The organism is Blastomonas sp. (assembly GCF_030373265.1).
Taxonomy (GTDB): Bacteria; Pseudomonadota; Alphaproteobacteria; order Sphingomonadales; family Sphingomonadaceae; genus Blastomonas.
This window is the reverse complement of the sequence record NZ_JAUCZC010000003.1, coordinates 38,807-59,101: the sequence shown is the minus strand read 5'-3', so window position 1 is coordinate 59,101 and position 20,295 is coordinate 38,807. Positions and strand designations below refer to the sequence as shown.

The following is a 20,295-nucleotide window of genomic DNA, read 5'->3' as shown; positions in this document are numbered from 1 at the left end:
CCATAGCCTTGCCCTGTTCTGCAGCCGCCCTATAACCGCCGTCATGCTGACCCGTACCCTCGCTTTCGCCGCGGCGCTTGCCGCTGTTCCCCTCGTCAGCGCTTATGCGCAGCCCGCAATGACGATCGACCCCGACCGGCTGACCGAGACCGTGCGCACTCTGGCCTCCGACGTGTTCGAAGGCCGCGCGCCGGGCACGCGCGGCGAGGAGCGGACACTGGGCTATCTGATCGCAAGGTTCGAGGCGCTGGGGCTCGAGCCTGCGGGCACCGACGGCGGCTGGCTGCAGAAGGTGCCGCTGCTCCACACCCGGCTGGGCACGCCTGCACAACTGGACTTTGCCACGCCCAAGGGGGCGATCGCGCCGGTGATGGCGCAGGATATCTATCTGTCGACCATCCGCCCCGAGGATGCCGCGCGGATCGCCGACGCGCCTCTGGTGTTCGTCGGCTATGGCGTGAAGGCACCCGAGCGCGGCTGGGACGATTTCAAGGGCACAGACCTCAAGGGCAAGGTCGCGGTGTTCCTGATCAACGATCCCGATTTCGCGGCCCAGCCCGGCGAGCCTGCCGCCGGCAAGTTCGGCGACCGCACGATGACCTATTATGGCCGCTGGACCTACAAGTTCGAGGAAGCCGCGCGCCAGGGCGCGGTCGCCGCGCTGATCGTGCACAACGCAGAGGGCGTGGGCTATGGCTGGAATGTCGTGATCAGCCCGGGCGGCGAAAATTACGACATCGTCCGCCCGGCTGAGCAGCTCACCAGCCTGAAGCTGCAGGGCTGGATGTCGGCGGACATGTCAACCCGGCTGTTCGCCGCCGCCGGGCTCGATCTGGCCAAGCTCGAGGTGCAGGCCCGCTCGCCCCAATTCCGCCCGGTCGAGCTGAAAGGCGTATCGCTGGCCACAGATATCCCGGTCGTGCCCGAGGTGGTCACCAGCCACAATGTGCTGGCGAAGATCCCCGGCACCACCCGGCCCGACGAGATCGTGATGTATGGCGCGCACTGGGATGCCTATGGCGAGGGCAAGCCCGACGCCGAAGGCCGCATCTACCGCGCCGGGGCCAATGACGATGCGCTGGGCATCGCGGGCATGTTCGAGATCGCGCGCGCGATGAAGGCAGGGCCTGCGCCTGAGCGATCGGTGGTCTTTGGCGCGTGGACCGCCGAAGAGCGCGGCCTGCTGGGGTCGGAATATTACGCAACCAATCCGGTCTTCCCGATGGCCAAGACCGTTGCCAATCTGGGGATCGACATCCTGCAGACCGCGGGCGCGGCGAACGATGTCGTGCTGGTCGGCAAGGGCCAGAACACGCTGGAAGACGACATGGCGCGCGTCGCCGGTACCCAGGGCCGCACCATCACGCCCGAAAGCCTGCCCGAGCGCGGGCTGTTCTATCGCGCCGACCATTTCTCCTTCGCCAAGCGCGGCGTCCCGGTGATGCTGCTGATGGGGATTGCGGGCGCGGCGGACATCAAGCAGGGCGGGGTTGCTGCGGGGCAGGCGTGGATCGATGCCTATACCGGCCAGTGCTATCATCAGGCGTGCGACGCCTGGAGCCCCGAGTGGAACCTCGACGGCGCTGTGCAGGATATCGCGCTGATCGGAACGATCGGCACGGAGCTGGCGAATTCATCGCGCTGGCCGCAGTGGAAGGCGGGATCGGAGTTCAAGAGCATCCGCGACAAGGCGGGCCTGCCCAAGCAGTAACTCAGGCGAGGCGGTCTGCGGAGATCACGTGCCGCCCCGGCGCAGCAGCGACTGCAGCTTCGATCAGGGCGCGGGCGATATTCTCCGCCGGGCTGATCCGCCATCCGCGCGGCAGAACCGGGCCGAGCACGCGCAGGGTCGCCTCGGACACGCGCTCTGCGAGCCTGAACTCCTCTCGCTCGCCGCCGATCAGACCGGGGCGCACGATGGTGTAGCTGGGATAATCCAGCGCAGCGATGCTGGCCTCCACCTCGCCCTTGGTGCGGTTGTACAGCAGCCGCGAACCCGCATTGGCGCCGATGGCAGATATCAACGCGAACGTTTGCGCGCCGTGCGCCCGCGCAGCCTTTGCGACGGCCAGCGGATAATCATGATCCACGCGGACGAATGCCGCATCCGACCCCGCCTTGGCCCGCGTCGTGCCGAGCGCGCAGATCACGGCGTCGACGCTCCACCAGTCGGCATCGACCGGCAGGGCATCGAAGTCCACGATCGGGTTGATTAGCTTGGGGTGCGGCGTTAGCGCGTTCCGGGTAGGGGCGATGACGAGGGCAACGCGCGGGTCGGATAATGCGCGCTGCAGGACGATCCGGCCGGTAAGCCCCGTCGCGCCGGCGATCAACAATCTGGGCATCTGCGGTCCCGACCTTTGTAATATTGCGGTCCGTTATCGCAGCGCGGTTTGCCAGCCTGCGCGAGCGGTAATCAGGTGATGGTCGTGCGCGTATAGCACGCGCGCATCGCTGCGACACGTGCCGGACCGGCGGCGTGAGTTGCATCGCCCGGATGCACGTACATGCCCTTGGATAGCGCATCGAATTCGGCCAGTGTGAGCCAGCCCTGGACGCGGCCCTGCTGGACGGACCAGCAATCGGCGCGCGCTTCGCCGGCGCCAAAGATGTGATGGGCGCACTCATGGGTATACCAGAACATCTGCTGCGCGCGGGGACGCTCGAGCAGGCGAAGATTGAGGAAAATGCGGCCGTCACGTGCTTCTGCAATATCGTACATTTTCATCAAAACGGTCTGAACAGGGCCGCAGCTTGCACGGTACCCCGCCAGCGTCAGATCGCCAGCGTTGACGATTTCCTGAGCAGGAGCGGCGGTCACGGGCAGACACAGCAGTGCCGCAAGGTACAAGCCCTTAATTGTTATCTTCATTTAAGTAATCCGGGAAATGACACTATAGGGGTGCCACCCATGCAGCAATATAGCTGGGGCGTCCGGTCCAAATGATGTGGGCCTGTTGGACGAGTTTGATGAGGCTGAGCTTCGGTTCGGGGTTTTTGTTGATCGCTTGAGCAGATCGACCCGATGTCCGGAAACTTAACATGCAAACGACGCTGCGAGTGTATAGTTCCATGTTAACTTTGATTATTTGTAGGCTGTTTCGGGACGTCACGGGCGAGGTTGGCATCCGTCCTGAAAATCCCTCAAAGAGCATAGACGCACATTGCAAGAGCACTTACACCGAAGAGGTAGTTATTCGTAGGTGCAGTCCGTCCATCTATGACTGGCGCGCTCCGATAACGACAGGAGGCCTATGGTGGACCGGCCAGTTGCAGCGACCTCGGCAGACCAAAGGATCGCCCTTCTGGACGTAATCCGCGGCGTTGCGCTTTGCGGGATCCTGGCCGTCAACATCTTTGTGATGGGCACCGTGGGTAGCACCCAGGGGCGCAGCTTTCCGGCACAATTGAATGCTGACTGGACCGCATGGGTTTTGCAGCGGGTTTTTCTGGAAGGGCCGATGCGCGGGCTCTTCATGGTTCTCTTTGGCGCAGGCATGGTGTTGATGCTGCGCAAAAGCGAGGGCGAGCACCCGCAGGTCGCGCCGGTCGATGTCTGGATCCGCCGGTCCATAGCGCTGCTGGCGCTGGGCGTGATCCAGTTCGCGGTCTTGATGTGGCCGGGAGAGATTCTGTGGACGCTGGGGATGGCAGCGTTTCCCTTGCTCGCCTTCCGCACCGCCCGGCCTCGGACATTGTGGATTTCGGCGCTCATCATCATCGCCTGCCTCAGCGGGCATCGCGCGTGCAGCACCAGCGGCTACATCGAGACCTATCAGGCTGCACTGGCGGGCGAACTGGCGCGTGCGGAGGGGCGAGCCCTCACTCCACAACAGAACGCTGGCATTGAGGCTGCCGCTGGAGCCGTAGCGTCGAACTATCCCGCACCACAGGCCCTTGCGGCGGAGGTGGAGCAGCGAACATCGCTCGCAACGCTGCTCGGTTGGAGTGCTGCCGGATGGTCATTTCGCCATCTTGAGATCTACAGCTGGATTGGCGTCGCAGAGAGCTTCGCCTTCATGCTGGTTGGCATGGCACTCTACCGTTCCGGCGTCCTTACGGGGATGGCATCCACGCGCTTGTACCTTTGGCTGATGTTCGTTGGCGGCGGCCTTGGCCTAGGACTGCGGCTGGTGGACATGTGGTGGCAGGCGCGGACCGGCTTCGAACTCGACATTCACCAGCTCAATCCGGCCATGTCGCTCTTGAGGTCGGCATGGTACCAGCCCGCTCGCCTCGGATTGACATTGGCTTATGTCAGCCTGCTTGCATTGGTGTGGCGGGGAGGCTGGCGCGCCTGGACACCGCCGTTTCGCGCCATGGGCCGGCTTGCTCTTACCGTGTACACGCTCCAGTCGATCCTGACCTCGATCCTGTTCTACGCCCTTGGCTATCTTGGAAAGTTCGGCGCCGCGGAGTTGCTGATGACAGCCCTCAGCATCTCGATTGTCACGGCTTTGTTCAGCATGATCTGGCTCAAGTTTCACGAGATGGGGCCGATGGAATGGCTGCTTCGGGCATGCGCCTACGGGACCTTCAGACCGGCTCGAAAGCGCTTTGCAGCCGAAAGCCTAGCGCGCTCACCTCCTGCATAACACCTGACGAAGGAACCGTTGGCCATGCTGCGTTTGGCAATACTATTTATCGGTTTGATGGCAGGTCAGCCGCAGCAAGCTTTAGGCCATGAGACGGCCGCACACGCCCAGCTCGGCGATCCCCAGGGCGAGCCAATCGTTGTGGGATCGGTTCATCGCATCATGTCGAGCGTCTATGGCGATGAGCAGGTGCTGACGGTGCGGCTGCCGCGCGGCTATGCCGACAACCCGGACAAACGCTATCCTGTGCTTTTTTCAGTCGATGGCGGGCCGGAGCAGGATTTTGAACTGCTTGCGGGAATCGCGGCCGAGGCTGAGTTTTCGACGAGCTTCGAGCCGTTCATCCTTGTTGGCGTGCAAACTGAGGATCGGTACAGGCAGCTGACCCCGGAGATGACCCGGCTACCGCTCCAGCGTCTGAAGGAGAATTACGGTGAACGGATGGTGCCCGGCGGCGCAACCAAGTTCCGCGAATATCTGGCTCGCGACGTGGTTCCCTGGGCCACAAAGCGGTACCGTACCGATCGCAAAATCGTTGGGGCAGCTTCGCTTGGCGGCCTGTTCGTGCTCGACACCTTTCTTGAGCGACCGGAGATGTTTGACGATTATATCGCGCTGACCCCCAGCGTCTGGTGGGATGACGGCAGGATTGTAGACGAAGCGGATCAGCAACTCGAGCATCATGCCGCGTCCGATCGTCGCCTCTATTTGACCATGGGCGATGAAGGTATCGGAAATCGGATGGGCGACTGGCTGAGCAAGCTTGTCGGCACGCTCGAGACGCAAGCACCTGAAGGCTTGAGATGGGCGTTTGTGGACCGGTCAGATAGCGAAGAACATCGAACGATGGCGCTCATCAGCTGGCTCGACGCGATGCGGACGCTTTACTTGACGCCGGCGCGCAGCGGCAGCCCGCTGACGCTCCTGTATAACGGGTTCGAGAAGCGTGAATATGCCGCGGCCGCCAGCGCAAACCTCAAGGCAGGAAAGTGCACACGCGCGATCGCAACACCGGTCACGTTCGAGGAGAAAAACAGCCGAGAACGGGAACTTTACGGTATGTGCGTGCTCATGAAGCCCGGTTCGAACATCACTGCTGGCAACATGGAGCCAAGCGATTTTGGGCGAGCCGTTGAGCCGACAACGAAGTGATTTTCTGCTGTTCGGTCCCTTTAATCCGATTGCAGAACGGCAGAGCCAACGAAATCTGTCGTTCCACCCTCACGACGCGCCCGGGTCGAACGGGTTTTCCTGCTCCGACGGTTTCAACCGGCTAGTTGCGTCAGTTCAGTCTGCCCGTCCCACTGGAGCAGCGCCTTGGGGGGCGCTCGCTTAAGCTGTCGCGAACTCTCCTTCCCGAAGAGCGTCGCCGGCTGCAATAATTGCCCAGGTGATCCGGGCGTTCTTGTTCGCCAGCACGACAGCGACGGCCTTTGGCTTGGCACCGACCACCAGCAGGTCACGCGGGTAAGTGTTGCCAGCCATGCGCGATCTCGAAAGCGGCATGGCGGCTTCGGGCGGAACCAGTCGTTCAAGTTGGTGGTCGTAAACGACCGGCTCTGGGTCGACAGCCGATATCGCCCGCTTGGGTAACCCATGGCAGCGCTATGCAAGGTACCGGTCACGGCAGCGGGATCTCGAAAGGTCCGGCCGGGAGTCCTGCGGCATCGAAGAGGTTGATCGCCGGGCTGTCTGCCCAGGCGTAGCGCACGCGGGCGACCGGCTGGCCATCCCCCGGCAGGGTGACCGTGGCCCCCGAGACGCGGCCCGGTGCAAACCGGCACGATCCCGGTTGTGGTCCGCAAAGCTCGAAACCGATTGCGATACCACTGCTGCGCGACGCCAGCTTGCCCGTCACGTCGTTGAAGGTCAGCAACGCGCCGCCATTGGTGGTGCGCTCGGCCGCTGCGATGGCGGGGCCGGAGGGTGGGTCGCCAGCACCATAAGCGATTGCACGCATCGCGCGCGCCAGGCGTCGCCCGACCTCGCGCTTCTGTCCGGGGTGGATATCGACCGGATCGCCCAGATCGATGGCGAGCGCCAGCGCCGCGCGTCTGTTGTCGGCGATGACCGCCTGTCTTTGCTCCTCGCGCAGCGCGGCCCAGCCGCTCTCGGTCGGGCTGGTTGCGTGCGCGCCGTAGTTGGCGAGCTGGACGATCGCGAAGGGCAGCTCGGCCACCCCGAACTGCTGCCGCCAGCCGGCCATCATCGCCGCCATCCGGTCGGCATAACCGGGTAGCTCGACATCGGATTCGCCCTGATACCAGGCCACGCCCTTGAGGCCGATCCGTCCCAGGGGCGCGATCATCGCGTTGTAGATCGTGCCCGCGCCTGCGGTATCTTCCCACGGTGCGCGGGGTGGCCGCGGCAGCGTCCGCGCCTCGACCGCATATTCCCAGCCATCGCCGATCGGGATGACCGTGCCATCGGCCAGCGCAAGCTGCATGATTGAGGCAGGGCCGGGCATTCCGCCCTTGCCATAGCTGTCGTTGGCATTGACGGTGATGACATTGCGGCCTGCGCGCAGCGCGCCGCCGGCAAGCGCATAGACACGCGGCTTTCCGGGGTTGCCGCCGCTGCCTACGGGCTTGCCGTTGAGCCAGGTCTGGTCGGCATCATCGACCGGGCCGATCGCCAGCGTCGCGGCCTGCCGCGCCTGCGCGGACGTCAGGAAGACCTCGCGGCGGAACCAGACCATGCCGTTGAACGCTGCAAGTTCCGCAACACCCCAGTCTTCCCAATAGCCGATTCGCGGGACCGGCTGCCAGTCCAGCGCGGCATCGGGCTGCCAGGGCTCGCGCCCCGGAGCGTCGCTGCTGGCCTTGCGCCACCAATCCTGCCAGATATAGCCTGCCTCCACCGAGGCCGCTGAGGAATCGCGGGCATAGAGCGCGCGCAGGTCTGCCGCCCCGCGCTGACCCGATGCCTTGAGCGCATCGTCCCCCATCCAGGCGCTGATCCGGCTGCCACCCCAGCTGCTGTGGATCGCGCCGATCGGCACATCGGCGCTGCGGCGCAGGTCCTGCGCCATATAGAAGCAGGCCGCCGAAAAGCCGGGCGCAGAGTCCGGTGAAGACCGCAGCCAGCCCGACACCTTGTCCAGATCGCGCAAGGGTTGAAGGGCTGTCGCCCGTTCGATCGTGAACAGCCGCAGCAATGGGTCATTGGATGCGGCGATCTGGTTGCCGGCATCCTGTGCGCGGGCGACCGCCAGTTCCATGTTCGACTGGCCCGAACACAGAAAGACATCGCCGATCAGCAGGTCGTCCGCGCTTGCGGTTCCGCTCGCGGCGGTGACCGTCAGCCGATACGGGCCACCGGCGGCCATCGCAGCGAAGGCAAGCTCGAACCGCCCGTCACGATCCGCCGTGGCGCTTTCCGTCGCTTCACCCAGCGTCGCGCTGACGGTCTCGCCGGGACTGGCGCGGCCACGGATATCGATCGGCTGTTCGCGCTGCAGCACCGCGCCGTCGCCGAACAGCGGATCGAGCACGGGTTGCGCCGCGACCGGAACGGCGAGCGTGCAGCCGAGCCATGCCAAACCATATCGGACGATCCGCGCTGCCATCAGTTGCTCCACACATAAGGTCCGATGACGGTGCCGGTGAACCCGCGCGCCTGTTTGGTGCTGAGGAAGCGTGCATCGAGATCGCGCTTGAGCGTCCGCGTCCTGCCGCCGATCGCGCAGTAGAACGCCATGTTGCCGCCATCGGCGCGGATCGTCAGCGTGACCGGTCCGTTCTCGGCGACAGGTGCGGAGGCCACAAGCGTGTCGGTCTGCGCGCGGTCGCGGGTGTAGAGCGCGATCACCTGCTGGCCATCGACCTTGGTGAGGCCAAAGAACAGGAACGACTGATCGCTCTGCATCGCGGCCAGACCGGCGCGGTCGCCCTCGCTGTCGGGTTCGTAGTGGACGACCGTCGAAACAGTGGCGACATGATGCTGCTGGCGCCGACCCCAGAACGCGGGAACGCCCTGCTGGTCGCCCATTGCGGCGGCACCTTCCATCACCAGCGCCCCGCCTTCGAGCCGGTGGAACGCAGCCTTTGGGGTGCGCACCCCGATCCACTGCATCGCCAGCGAGGGACCATCGAAGCTGTCGGTGTACGCAAAATCACCCGACAGCGGCGGTGTCGCGGGGCGGTCCGCCGGAAGGTTCGGGCGCTTGGCGGCAAAGGGAATGCGTTCGCCGTCGGGCAGGATACGCGGCCAGCCATCGCGCCAGGTGACCGGCAGCAGGAAGGTCTCGCGGCCGATATTGTACAGATCGTCGCCATAGGGCCGGGTGGCGAGGAAGGTCGCCCACCAGTCGCCATCGGGGGTCTGGACGAACTTGGCATGGCCTGCCGATGTCACCGGGTTGGCGCGGTCGCGCTTCAGCGTGCGCTGGCTGAGGATCGGGTTGCCGGCATAGGGCACATAGGGGCCACGCAGTTCCTTGGAGCGCAGCACGACTTCGCTGTGGTTGTCGCCGGTGCCGCCTTCGGCTGCGATCAGATAGTAGAAGCCATCCTTCTTGATGATGTGCGGGCCTTCGATCCACACCGGCTTGGTGGTGATATCGATGCCGCCGTTGACCAATTGGGTGCTCTCGCCGACCATCTTGCCGGTCCGCCAGTCGAACTCCTGGATCCAGATCGCGCGGTGGCCGTCATAGCGCGGCGGCTCGTCGGGTGCGCGGTTGTTGATGATATAGGCCTTGTCGCCCTCCCAGTAGATCGAAGGATCGATCCCCTCGAACGGCAGCCAAACGGGGTCGGACCACGGGCCTGCCGGATCCTTGGCGGTGATGAAGAAATTGTCGCCGCACTTCACGCAGGTGTTGACGATATAGAACGTGCCGTCGTGATACGAGATGTCGGGCGCGAACACCGCCTGCGATACCGGCAATCCGGTGAAATCGAGCTGGCCGGGCCGGTCGATCGCGTTGCCGATCTGCTTCCAGGTGACGAGGTCGCGCGAATGGAACACCGGGAGCCCCGGGAAATGGGTGAAGGTCGAGGTGACGAGGTAATAATCCTCGCCCACCCGCGTGATCGAGGGATCGGGATAATAGCCCGACAGGATCGGGTTGCGATATTCGCCGGGTTTGAGGGTGACCTGCTCCTGCGCGCGGCCTTCATAGCGAAACTCCTCGAACCGCGCCGGACCGGCGACGGCAGCCGTCGCCAAAAGCGAACCGAGCATCAGCGCGCTCGCGCCCAGAAATCGTGCGAATTCCACCTTCATCGTCACTCTCCTCGTTCGGCCCGTCGCGGGCTCTTCGCTCTTATCCCACCCGGCCGCAACGCTACTGCGCTGTCGGCACCGGGCCCATATAGCTTGCGGGCACCGCGCCGCGCGCCAGCACGATCCGCTGCAGCACCACATTGTCGTCGAGCCGCCAGATGCTGATCGTGTGCTCTCCCGGTGCCACGTTATCGAAGCGCGCGGACACCAATGCGGCGTTGTCCTTGACCGCGCGGGTCCAGTTGCGCTGCTCGTCGCGATCGCCGCCGCCGGTGTCGGGCTCGAGCCGGACAGCGAGTTCGCGCATCGGGCCGTCGTCGATCGAGACGCCGATCCGCTGCACCTTGTTGCCCGATACGTCGAGCGTCGGGGCGAGATGCAGCTGGATCTCGAGCGGACCGGTGCCGGTTACGCTGGCGGCATAGTCGAGCCGCACGCCATCGGCCTGCGTCGTCGCCGGACGGCCCTGCGGCAGCGCGACCACTGACGCACCGGTGCGGCCGAGATCGTCAACCGCAGTCCAGCGCAGACCCTTGCCGTCTGCCGAGTGGATGAAATCATCGGCTTCGATCGCGATCACAGCGCCGGAGGTCGTGGGATCGACAAAGCGCACCGGCGGAGCGTTGCCCGCGACGCGCATCACCTCGGGCATCACCTGGGTATCGGGCTGCTGCCAGATCTTATAGCCGATGTGGATCTGCGACATCATGCCGTCCCACTTGCCGCCACCCAGCGCATGATAGGCTGCCGTGATCTCGGCATCGCGGCGATAGGCGGCCTCGGCCCGATCGGCAAAAGCATTGGCGCGGGCGTCGCCTGTTGCTCCGAGCTTGCGGTTCCAGGCGAGCGCGTAATACATCCGGTACAGGGTGCCGAGCGCGAGGATCGGGTGCTCGACCAGCTGGAAGCACGCATCGCGCTGCGCTGCGGGCACCTTGGCTTTGCTGCGCAGCATTTCGGCCTCGAGCTGATCCCATTGCGCAATCATCGCGCCGAACTCGCCGCCATCGAGCGTGTCTATGGTAACCTCGCCCAGCGCGAAACTCGTCGCATCGACCAGCTCGGGTTTGCGAAGCGCGGCGAGGCGGCTGTAGTCGGTGACCAGAGCCGCAATGTCCTTCGCCTGTCCAGCGCCGAAGGTCGCCTCGGCCCAGCGCTCGGGAAAGGCAGCAAGCGCTTGCGGGGTCATCGCCTCGGGGTTCCAGGCTTGCGCCATGAAGAAATCGAGCGGATATTCGACCGGCTTGATGTCGCCGACATTGACCACCCAGATATCGCGCGCGCCCTTCTGCCAGGCGAGGTCCATCTGCTGCCAGGTCTTGGCGATCTGGACGGTGTTGAGCCACTTGTAGTTGCGCGGGCCGCCGACATAATCGAAATGATAATAGACGCCATAGCCGCCCTTGCGCTTGGCGTTCGCATCGGGGAGCCGGCGGATCTGGCCCCAGTTGTCGTCGGCGAACAGCAGGGTGACATCGTCGGGGACGCGCATCCCCGCGTCGTAATAATCCTGCACTTCCTTGTAGAGCGCCCAGACCTGCGGCGTCTGCTCGGCGGGCTTGCCGGTGACATCGGCGATGATCGCGCGCTGGTCGCGCACGATCGTCTCGAGCAGCCCGGTGGCGGTGCCCTCGGCCATTGCCTCATCGCCATCGCCGCGCATCCCGATGGTCAGCAGGCTTTCATAGCCCTTGCCATCGCCCTTCGACATCATCCGCTCGATCCCGCCGCGCCAGAAGGCGCGCAGGTTCTCTGCGTTGGTCTGATAGTCCCATTTGCCGCCGGTGACCCCGGCCTCGGTGTTGCGATGCCATTCGTCCTGCGCGCGGGTCAGCGGTTCGTGGTGCGACGTCCCCATCACCACCCCCATCGCATCGGCGAGCACCATGTTCTGCGGATCGTCGTCGTTGAACGCCTTGGGTGCCCACATCGCGGGCCACAGATAATTGCCCTTGAGCCGCAGCAGCAGCTCGAAGACATGGGCATATGCCTTGGAATTGGGGCCGCCGAAGCTTTTCTGGGTCCAGCTCTGGAAGGCGGGGTTCTCGTCGTTGATGAAGAAGCCGCGATAGCGCACCTTGGGGCGATCGGCGCGCGCGCCGGCGGTGACGAACAGCGCGGCCTTGCGCTCGACCGGGACATCGGCCCACCAGTACCAAGGCGAAACCCCGATCTTTTCCGACAGATCGTACAGCCCGAACACCGCGCCGCGTCGGTCAGTCCCTGCGATCACCAGCGCGCTGCGCACGCCCGGCCAGGGGTTGTCGACGACGCCCTGGACGTGGCCTTCCCACTGGCCGTTGATCGCCGCGACATCGAGCTTGCCGTCGCGCACCAGCGAATCGATCAGGCGGCTCTGGCCGATGACCCCGGCGACGACCAGATGGTCGCCCGCGCCCACCACATCGGTGGCACGTCGCGGCGCGATGCCGCCGACGCGTTCGAGATCAGCGGCAAAGGCGTCCGAGGCCATACGCACCGCGCTGTCGGCATCGCCATCGACGATCACCGCGACAGGCCGGCCCGCGGCGATCAGCGCAAAGCTGCCCGGCGCGGTCGAATCGCATACCGAAACCTCTGTGGTACAAGCAAAGGCGGGCGCTGCCGGGACCAGTGTCGCGGCTGCAGCAAGCAGCATTGCAGGGATCTTGCGCTTCACGACCATCCTCCTCCGCAGCGCCTATTGATAGCGCTATCAGCCATAGGTCTAGGCACGCGCTTGGCAGCTGGCAAGCGCGATGCGGCGACATTTTTGCCGCGAGATTTCGAGCGAACCTTCGCACGCCACGATAACGTGCCGCCAATCCAACGGAATGTGCGCCGAAAACCGCAGGATTCTGAGGGTCTGCTGGAATTGCCTGGGCGCTATCGGACATTGCAAACCGCTGCGGTCTTGCTTCTGCCGCAAAAAATGATAGCGCTATCTACAAGCTGGCTGTTCCTGGCAGACCGGCATGTCGATACTTTAGGAGCAGGCGCAATGATCCCTTTCAAGACCCTTATGACGAGTGCTGCCTTGGTCGCGCTGGTCGCCACTGCCGCATGCAGCTCGCCGGAAACGCAAGACACAGCCGCGCAACCCGCCGCCGCCACCGACACCGCCAAGGCCGATCCTGCGCGCTATCTGTCGCAGCCTTTGGTCACCGAATTCTACACCGCAGACCCTTCGGCGCATGTCTGGGACGGCAAGATTTATATCTATCCTAGCCACGACATCGATGGACCCACGCCCGAAGACGATCTGGGCGCGCATTTCGAGATGCGCGACTACCGCGTGCTCAGCATGGACAGCATCGGCGGCAAGGTGACCGCGCACCCGGTCGCGCTCGACGTCAAGGACGTGCCCTGGGCCGACCGCCAGATGTGGGCGCCCGATGCCGCGCGCAAGAACGGCACTTATTATCTGTATTTCCCTGCCAAGGACAAACAGGGTGCGTTCCGCATCGGAGTTGCGACATCCAAGTCCCCGGTCGGCCCGTTCAAGGCCGCGCCGCAGCCGATCAAGGGCAGCTTCTCGATCGACCCTGCGGTGTTCACCGACGATGATGGCAAGTCGTATATGTATTTCGGCGGCATCTGGGGTGGCCAGTTGCAGCGCAACACCACCGGAACCTATGATCCCGAAGGTTCGAAGACCGATCTCGAGGCCCCCGACAAGCCCGCGCTCGCGCCCAAGATGGCGGCGATGTCGGACGACATGATGGAATTTGCCGAAACGCCGCGCGATGTCCAGATCCTCGACAAATCGGGCAAGCCGATCCTTGGCGGCGACACCGACCGGCGCTTCTTCGAGGCGGCGTGGATGCACAAGTACAACGGCAAATACTATTTCAGCTACTCGACCGGCGACACGCATTACCTCGTCTATGCCACCGGGGATTCGCCTTATGGTCCGTTCACCTATCAGGGCCGGATTCTGGAGCCCACCGAGGGCTGGACCTCGCATCACTCGATCGCCGAATGGGATGGCCGCTGGTGGCTGTTCTATCACGACACCCAGCTTTCGGGCACCACGCGACTGCGCAACGTCAAGGTGACCGAGCTGTTCTACAACGCGGACGGCACGATCAAGACCATCAACCCGATGCTGAAATAAGCCCGATGTTCCTCGGCATCGATATCGGCACATCTGGGGTCAAGGCGGTGGTGCTCAACGAGCATGGTGCGGTGGTGGCGCAAGGCACCGCCGCGCTCAGCGTCCAGCGGCCGCAGCCGTTGTGGTCCGAGCAGGATCCCGATGCCTGGTGGCAGGCGACGACCGCGGCGGTCACCGCGATCGATCCGGCGGTGCGCCGTTCGGTGCGCGGCATTGGCCTTGCCGGACAGATGCATGGCGCGACCTTGCTCGGCGCCGACGACCGGCCGCTGCGCCCCGCGATCCTGTGGAACGACGGGCGATCGGCCGCGCAATGCGCCGAGCTCGAACAGCGCGAGCCGCAGCTGCGCAGCATATCGGGCAACATCGCGATGCCGGGGTTCACCGCGCCAAAGCTGCGCTGGGTGGCGATGCACGAGCCCGACATCTTTGCCAAGACGTGCACCGTCTTGCTGCCCAAGGACTACATCCGGTTGCAGATGACCGGCGAGAAGGCATCCGACATGTCCGATGCTGCGGGCACATTGTGGCTTGATGTCGCCGCGCGGACGTGGAGCGATGCGCTGCTCGCGGCGACCGGGCTCGATATCACGCATATGCCCCGGCTGGTCGAGGGTACGGAGGTGTCCGGCGTGCTACGCGCCGATGTCGCCGAGCTTTGGGGCATGGGCATGGTCCCGGTGGCGGGCGGCGGCAGCGACAATGCGGCGGGCGCGGCGGGCGTCGGCGTGGTGCGCAATGGCGACGCGTTGCTGTCGCTCGGCACCTCGGGCGTGATCTTCGTCGCGACCGACGAATTTCGTCCCAATCCGGAACGCGCGGTCCATGCCTTCTGCCATTGCCTGCCGGGTCTGTGGCACCAGATGTCGGTGCACCTGTCGGCCGCCTCGTGCATCGACTGGGTGGCAAAGCTGACCGGCGCTGCGGGGGCAGCCGATCTGTTCGCGCGCGCCGAAAGCACCGGCCCTGCCAGCGGCCCCGAAATCTTCCTGCCGTATCTCTCGGGCGAGCGCACCCCGCACAACGATGCCGAGGTGCGCGGCGGCTTTCTGGGGTTCGACCACGACACATCGCCCGAACGCCTTGCGCAGGCGGTGCTCGAAGGTGTCGCCTTTGCGCTGGCCGACGGGCTCGATGCGCTGCGCGATGCCGGTACCGAGGTCGAGCGGCTGTCGGTGATCGGCGGCGGGGCGCGATCGCGTTATTGGGGCGAAACGCTCTCCGCCGTACTCGGGGTTGATCTGGTCTATCTCAAGGGCGGCGAGGTCGGGCCCGCGCTGGGCGCGGCGCGACTTGCACAGCTTGCAGTCGAGGGCGGATCGGCAGCCGATATCTGCACCGCGCCGCCGGTCGCACACACCATCCGGCCCGACGCCGGCATCGCCGAACGGCTCGCTCCCAAACGCGCAAAGTTCACCGCCGCGTATCCGCGGATCACGCCGCGCACTTCATGATCTTCGCTCATCCCTGCTTCAACCACCGACTGGACCTGCCATGACCGACTATTTCGCCGACATCCCCACGATCCGCTTCGAAGGCACCGATACCGACAACGAATTGGCCTATCGTTATTACGACAAGGACCGGGTCGTGCTGGGCAAAAGGATGGAAGACCATCTGCGCTTTGCCGCGTGCTTCTGGCACACCTTCTGCTGGCCGGGCTCGGATGTGTTCGGCGCGGGCACGTTCGACCGGCCGTGGCACCGCGGTGCCAATGACGCTGCTGCCGCCACCGCCAAGCGCGCGGCGGCGTTCGACTTCTTCACCAAGCTCGATATCCCGTACTACTGTTTCCACGATGTCGATGTGATGGCCGATGCGCACAATGTCGCCGAACACCGCAGCAACTTCGCTGAGGCCGTCGATGAGCTCGGGCGGCTGCAGGCAAGCTCGGGCCGCAAGCTGCTGTGGGGCACCGCCAATCTGTTCGGCAACCCGCGCTTTGCCGCCGGCGGTGCGACCAATCCCGATCCTGAGGTGTTCGCGTTCGGCGCGATGCAGGTGCGCGATGCGCTCGAGGCGACGCACCGGCTCGGCGGCAGCAACTATGTGCTGTGGGGCGGCCGCGAAGGCTATGAGACTTTGCTCAACACCGATCTGGGCCGCGAACTCGACAATCTGGGCCGGTTCCTCAGCCTGGTGGTCGAGCACAAGCACAAGATCGGATTTGCCGGCACGATCCTGATCGAACCCAAGCCGCACGAGCCGACCAAGCACCAATATGATTTCGACACTGCGACGGTTTACGGCTTCCTCAAGCGCTACGGGCTCGAGAACGAGGTCAAGGTCAACATCGAGGCCAACCACGCGACATTGGGTGGCCACACCTTCGAGCACGAGATCGCGATGGCCAGCGCATTGGGCATCTTCGGGTCGATCGACGCCAACCGCGGCGATCACCAGAATGGCTGGGATACCGACCAGTTCCCCAATTCGGCAGAAGAGCTCACGCTGGCGATGGTTGAGATTCTGCGCGCGGGCGGTTTCACCGATGGCGGCTTCAATTTCGATGCCAAGGTGCGCCGCCAGTCGATGGACGCGGTCGATCTGTTCTACGGCCATATCGGCGGGATCGACACGGTGGCGCGCGGGCTGCTCAGCGCCGCCGCGCTGATCGAGGACGGCAGGATCGACGCTCTCAAGACCGAGCGTTACGCAGGATGGGATGGCGAATTCGGCCAGAAGATCGCCGGGCTCGATCTGGCCGGGATCGCCGATCTGGCGGTCAGCAGCAACCTCGACCCCAAGCCGCGCTCGGGCCGCCAGGAGCGGATCGAAAACCTGATCAACCGCTTCATCTGAGCCACCGCGCACAAATAAAGCCCCTCGCGCGCTTGAGAACAGCCGCGCGAGGGGCTAAATATGTCTGAGTTATTCAAAAATCTGGAGATAGAGCGATGATCGATGGTGCAATGCTTGTGGGCAACGAGGTGCGTCAGTCGGCGAGCCGCTTCCAGAGCTCCGATCCTTCGACGGGTACCGCGCTGACCCCCGATTTTTCATCCGCAGGCGAGGCAGAGGTCGCCGAAGCTTGCGCGCTCGCTGCGGCTGCGGCGCCGGTCTATGCCGCCACCGATCCCGAGAGCCGTGCTGCGTTCCTCGAGGCGATCGCCAACGAGATCGAAGCGATCGGCGACGACCTGATCGCGCGTGCGGTGCAGGAGAGCGGTCTGCCGCGCGGACGGATCGAGGGCGAGCGTGGGCGCACCACTGGCCAGCTTCGGCTGTTCGCCAAGGTCGTTCGCCAGGGCGACTGGCTGGATGTCACGATCGATCCAGCGATGCCCGATCGCGCACCTTTGCCCCGGCCCGACCTGCGCCGGATGAACATCGCGGTCGGCCCGGTCGCGGTGTTCGGCGCGTCCAACTTCCCGCTCGCCTTCTCGGTCGCGGGCGGCGACACGGCGTCTGCTCTGGCGGCAGGCTGCCCGGTGGTGGTCAAGGGCCATCCCGCGCACCCCGGCACTGGCGAGCTGGTTGCGCGCGCGATCCAGCGCGCGGTTGCGGCCTGCAATTTGCCCGCAGGCACCTTTTCCTACCTTCCCGGCGAAACCAACGCATTGGGCGCGGCTTTGGTCAGCGATCCGCGGATCAAGGCGGTGGGCTTCACCGGATCGCGCGGCGGCGGGCTCGCGCTGATGAAGATCGCCGCCGCGCGCAAGGAGCCGATCCCGGTCTATGCCGAGATGTCGAGCATCAACCCGGTCATCCTGATGCCCGCAGCGCTCGCCGCGCGCGGCCAGGCGCTCGCCGAGGGCTATGTCCAGTCGCTGACCATGGGCGCGGGCCAGTTCTGCACCAATCCGGGCCTCGTGCTGGCGATCGGCGGACCCGATCTCGACGCGTTCGCCGCTGCGGCAGGCACCGCTCTGTCGAGCAGCGCGCCCGCGACGATGCTGTCGCCCTCGATCCACCAAAGCTTCGAACAGGGCGTCGCGGCGCTGGCCGGTCATGACGCGGTCACCACGATCGCGCGCGGCCTGCCGCAGACCGGTGCCAACCAGGCGGTAGGCGCACTGTTCCAGACCGATGCCGAGCAGTTCCTCGCCGATGCCGCGCTCGGCCACGAGGTGTTCGGCTCGTCGTCGGTGATCGTGCGCTGCAGCGACATGGACCAGCTGATCGACGTCATCGCGCATCTCGAAGGACAGCTGACCGCCACGCTGCAGCTCGACGACGGCGACATTGCCGACGCGCAGCGGCTGTTGCCGGTGCTCGCTGACCGCGTCGGTCGCATCCTCGCCAATGGCTGGCCGACGGGGGTCGAAGTCGCGCATGCGATGGTCCATGGCGGGCCGTTCCCCGCGACCAGCGATGGCCGCACGACATCGGTCGGCACGCTGGCGATGCAGCGGTTCCTGCGGCCGGTGGCGTTCCAGAACCTGCCTGTAGGACTGCTGCCCTCCGCGCTGTCGGACGACAATAGCTGGGGCGTCGCGCGGCGGATCGACGGCGTGCGCGAAGCGTCGCCGCAATGATCCAAAGCCTGGTCCAGTTCAGCGACGGCGCGCGCGGTGTGGCGGCTCTGTCGGGCGGCCAGGCGCACCGCGTGGTCGGCGCCGAAACCACGCTGGCACTGGCGCACGCGGCGCTGGCGGCAGGCACGACGCTGGCGCACTATGCCGCCGATCGCCTCGGCGCGCCGGTCGATCTGGCCACCGTCCGCTTGCTGTGCCCGATCGATCATCCCGATGAGGCACATCTGCTGGTGAGCGGAACGGGCCTGACCCATCTGGGTTCGGCCGAGGGGCGCGATGCGATGCACCGCGCGGTCAAGGACAATCCCGACCCCACCGACTCGATGAAGATGTTCATGATGGGGGTCGAGGGCGGCAAGCCCGCCGATGGCCAACCTGGCGTGCAACCCGAATGGTTCTACAAGGGCGACGGGTCGATTCTCGTGTCGCCAGGCGATGCTCTGGAAATGCCGTCGTTCGCGCTCGATGGCGGCGAGGAGCCCGAGATCGCCGGGATCTATCTGATCGCGCCCGACGGGACGCCGACACGGATCGGATATGCGCTGGGCAACGAGTTTTCCGATCACGTCACCGAACGCGGCAACTATCTGTGGCTGGCGCATTCCAAGCTGCGCGCGGCGGCACTGGGCCCCGAACTGCTGCTGGGCGATCTGCCCGCCGACATTCGCGGCACCAGCACGATCTGGCGCGCTGGCGAGATCGCGTGGCAGAAGCCCTTCGTCTCGGGCGAGGCAAACATGTCGCACAGCATCGCCAACCTCGAACACCATCATTTCAAATATGCCGGCTTCCGTCGTTCTGGCGACGTCCATGTCCATTTCTTCGGGACCGCTACCCTGTCGTTCGCAGACGGATTCATGACCCAGCTTGGCGACCGGTTCGAGATTGCAGCGCCACCGTTTACGCTTCCGGTCAGCAACACTTTGGCCCAGGCCATGGACGCGCCGTTCAAAGTCGCCGCGTTGTGATCCGCATCGGCATTGTCGGTCTGGGCAAGATTGCAACCGACCAGCATGTGCCGGCGATCACCGCGAGCGCCGACTTCACGCTGGCTGCCACCGCCAGCCGCAACGCCCGCGCTGACGGCGTTGCGTCCTATCTGGATCTGGCCGCGATGCTGGCGGGGGAGCCTGATGTTCAGGCGGTATCGCTGTGCCAGCCTCCGCAAGTCCGCCACGCCGCCGCGCGGACCGCGATTGCTGCCGGGCGGCACGTGTTCCTGGAAAAGCCCCCCTGCGCGACCTTGTCCGAGATTGAGGACTTGATGCAGGCTGCCGCGCGGGCCGGGGTGACGCTGTTCGCCAGCTGGCATTCGCGCTTTGCTGCGGGGGTCGAGCCTGCGCGCGCCTGGCTAGTGGACAAGCAGATTTCCAGCATTGAGATCGACTGGAAGGAGGATGTCCGGCAATGGCACCCCGGGCAGGACTGGATCTGGCAGCCCGGCGGGCTGGGGGTGTTCGATCCCGGCATCAACGCTCTGTCCATCCTCACCCGGCTGCTGCCCGATCCGGTCAGGCTGGAGGATGCGAAGCTCGAAACTCCCGCAAACCGCGAGGCACCGGTCGCCGCGACGCTTGCCATGCGGACGTCGGACGGCGCGCCTATCAAGGCAGAGTTCGACTGGCGGCAGACCGGCAAGCAAAGCTGGACCATCCGGATCGACACCGATGTCGGCGATCTGTTGCTGGCCGAGGGTGGCAACAGCCTGTCCTTCGATGGCGTGCCACAACCGCTGCCGGGCGAGGGCGAATATCGCGCGCTTTATGATCATTTCGCTGCCTTGATTCGCGACAGGCGCTGCGATGTCGATGTCAGCCCGCTCAGGCTGGTTGCCGACGCCTTCCTTACCGGGCACCGTTCGTATACGGATGCGTTTTACCACTGAGGGGAGGCAAGC

General features: G+C 65.0%; 15 protein-coding genes. 9 read left to right on the top strand and 6 right to left on the bottom strand.

Annotated features, from left to right (window positions below; genetic code table 11):
• Window positions 1-43: 43 nt before the first annotated feature.
• Entirely contained in the window at window positions 44-1,711 is a 1,668-nt protein-coding gene (locus QUV11_RS02390) for a M20/M25/M40 family metallo-hydrolase (RefSeq protein WP_300880364.1), read from the top strand.
• Window position 1,712: 1 nt separating this feature from the next.
• Here QUV11_RS02390 and QUV11_RS02385 read toward each other — a convergent pair whose 3' ends face one another.
• Window positions 1,713-2,345 carry an NAD(P)H-binding protein gene (locus QUV11_RS02385; RefSeq protein WP_300880363.1) on the bottom strand — a complete coding sequence of 211 codons (633 nt, stop codon included), beginning with the start codon at window positions 2,343-2,345 and terminating at the stop codon, window positions 1,713-1,715.
• A 71-nt stretch (window positions 2,346-2,416) separates the two neighbouring features.
• Window positions 2,417-2,872, bottom strand: coding sequence for a hypothetical protein (locus QUV11_RS02380; protein ID WP_300880362.1), 456 nt, complete (start codon window positions 2,870-2,872; stop codon window positions 2,417-2,419).
• 385 nt (window positions 2,873-3,257) lie between these two features.
• Here QUV11_RS02380 and QUV11_RS02375 point away from each other — a divergent pair, with 385 nt between their 5' ends.
• A complete protein-coding gene (locus QUV11_RS02375) occupies window positions 3,258-4,595 on the top strand; it encodes a DUF418 domain-containing protein (RefSeq protein ID WP_300880361.1) in 1,338 nt (445 codons plus the stop codon).
• Window positions 4,596-4,619: 24 nt separating this feature from the next.
• The gene (locus tag QUV11_RS02370; RefSeq protein WP_300880360.1) at window positions 4,620-5,747 is read left to right on the top strand and encodes an alpha/beta hydrolase-fold protein; all 1,128 of its coding nucleotides are present in this window, start codon (window positions 4,620-4,622) and stop codon (window positions 5,745-5,747) included.
• 180 nt (window positions 5,748-5,927) lie between these two features.
• On the opposite strand, the gene QUV11_RS02365 is transcribed toward QUV11_RS02370, so the two are convergent.
• From QUV11_RS02365 to QUV11_RS02350, 4 genes are all read right to left on the bottom strand, one after another.
• Window positions 5,928-6,080: a hypothetical protein gene (locus QUV11_RS02365; protein ID WP_300880359.1), complete on the bottom strand. Its 153-nt coding sequence runs from the start codon at window positions 6,078-6,080 to the stop codon at window positions 5,928-5,930.
• Window positions 6,081-6,216: 136 nt separating this feature from the next.
• Window positions 6,217-8,163: a sialate O-acetylesterase gene (locus QUV11_RS02360; RefSeq protein WP_300880358.1), complete on the bottom strand. Its 1,947-nt coding sequence runs from the start codon at window positions 8,161-8,163 to the stop codon at window positions 6,217-6,219.
• Window positions 8,163-9,824, bottom strand: coding sequence for a glycoside hydrolase family 43 protein (locus QUV11_RS02355; RefSeq protein ID WP_300880357.1), 1,662 nt, complete (start codon window positions 9,822-9,824; stop codon window positions 8,163-8,165). The genes QUV11_RS02360 and QUV11_RS02355 overlap by 1 nt, the downstream gene beginning before the upstream one ends.
• A gap of 61 nt (window positions 9,825-9,885) precedes the next feature.
• Window positions 9,886-12,483 carry a glycosyl hydrolase 115 family protein gene (locus tag QUV11_RS02350; protein WP_300880356.1) on the bottom strand — a complete coding sequence of 866 codons (2,598 nt, stop codon included), beginning with the start codon at window positions 12,481-12,483 and terminating at the stop codon, window positions 9,886-9,888.
• Window positions 12,484-12,804: 321 nt separating this feature from the next.
• Here QUV11_RS02350 and QUV11_RS02345 point away from each other — a divergent pair, with 321 nt between their 5' ends.
• The 6 genes from QUV11_RS02345 (at window position 12,805) to QUV11_RS02320 (ending at window position 20,283) form a co-directional block, all read left to right on the top strand.
• Window positions 12,805-13,920, top strand: a complete 1,116-nt coding sequence (locus tag QUV11_RS02345) for a glycoside hydrolase family 43 protein (RefSeq protein WP_300880355.1) — start codon at window positions 12,805-12,807, stop codon at window positions 13,918-13,920.
• 5 nt (window positions 13,921-13,925) lie between these two features.
• Window positions 13,926-15,374, top strand: coding sequence for a xylulokinase (gene xylB / locus QUV11_RS02340; protein WP_300880354.1), 1,449 nt, complete (start codon window positions 13,926-13,928; stop codon window positions 15,372-15,374).
• Between the two features lie 40 nt (window positions 15,375-15,414).
• Window positions 15,415-16,722, top strand: coding sequence for a xylose isomerase (gene xylA, locus QUV11_RS02335; protein WP_300880353.1), 1,308 nt, complete (start codon window positions 15,415-15,417; stop codon window positions 16,720-16,722).
• A gap of 95 nt (window positions 16,723-16,817) precedes the next feature.
• Complete coding sequence (locus tag QUV11_RS02330) at window positions 16,818-18,398, top strand: aldehyde dehydrogenase (NADP(+)) (RefSeq protein ID WP_300880352.1); 1,581 nt, start codon at window positions 16,818-16,820, stop codon at window positions 18,396-18,398.
• The gene (gene araD1, locus QUV11_RS02325; protein ID WP_300880351.1) at window positions 18,395-19,366 is read left to right on the top strand and encodes an AraD1 family protein; all 972 of its coding nucleotides are present in this window, start codon (window positions 18,395-18,397) and stop codon (window positions 19,364-19,366) included. The genes QUV11_RS02330 and araD1 overlap by 4 nt, the downstream gene beginning before the upstream one ends.
• Entirely contained in the window at window positions 19,363-20,283 is a 921-nt protein-coding gene (locus QUV11_RS02320) for a Gfo/Idh/MocA family oxidoreductase (protein WP_300880350.1), read from the top strand. The genes araD1 and QUV11_RS02320 overlap by 4 nt, the downstream gene beginning before the upstream one ends.
• Window positions 20,284-20,295 lie beyond the last annotated feature (12 nt).

Coding starts and splice junctions, on each gene's coding strand:
- QUV11_RS02390 (WP_300880364.1), top strand. CDS start 44: ATGCTGACCCGTACCCTCGCTTTCGCCGCGGCGCTTGCCGCTGTTCCC.
- QUV11_RS02385 (WP_300880363.1), bottom strand. CDS start 2,345: ATGCCCAGATTGTTGATCGCCGGCGCGACGGGGCTTACCGGCCGGATC.
- QUV11_RS02380 (WP_300880362.1), bottom strand. CDS start 2,872: ATGAAGATAACAATTAAGGGCTTGTACCTTGCGGCACTGCTGTGTCTG.
- QUV11_RS02370 (WP_300880360.1), top strand. CDS start 4,620: ATGCTGCGTTTGGCAATACTATTTATCGGTTTGATGGCAGGTCAGCCG.
- QUV11_RS02365 (WP_300880359.1), bottom strand. CDS start 6,080: ATGGCTGGCAACACTTACCCGCGTGACCTGCTGGTGGTCGGTGCCAAG.
- QUV11_RS02360 (WP_300880358.1), bottom strand. CDS start 8,163: ATGGCAGCGCGGATCGTCCGATATGGTTTGGCATGGCTCGGCTGCACG.
- QUV11_RS02355 (WP_300880357.1), bottom strand. CDS start 9,824: ATGAAGGTGGAATTCGCACGATTTCTGGGCGCGAGCGCGCTGATGCTC.
- QUV11_RS02345 (WP_300880355.1), top strand. CDS start 12,805: ATGATCCCTTTCAAGACCCTTATGACGAGTGCTGCCTTGGTCGCGCTG.
- xylB (WP_300880354.1), top strand. CDS start 13,926: ATGTTCCTCGGCATCGATATCGGCACATCTGGGGTCAAGGCGGTGGTG.
- xylA (WP_300880353.1), top strand. CDS start 15,415: ATGACCGACTATTTCGCCGACATCCCCACGATCCGCTTCGAAGGCACC.
- QUV11_RS02330 (WP_300880352.1), top strand. CDS start 16,818: ATGATCGATGGTGCAATGCTTGTGGGCAACGAGGTGCGTCAGTCGGCG.
- araD1 (WP_300880351.1), top strand. CDS start 18,395: ATGATCCAAAGCCTGGTCCAGTTCAGCGACGGCGCGCGCGGTGTGGCG.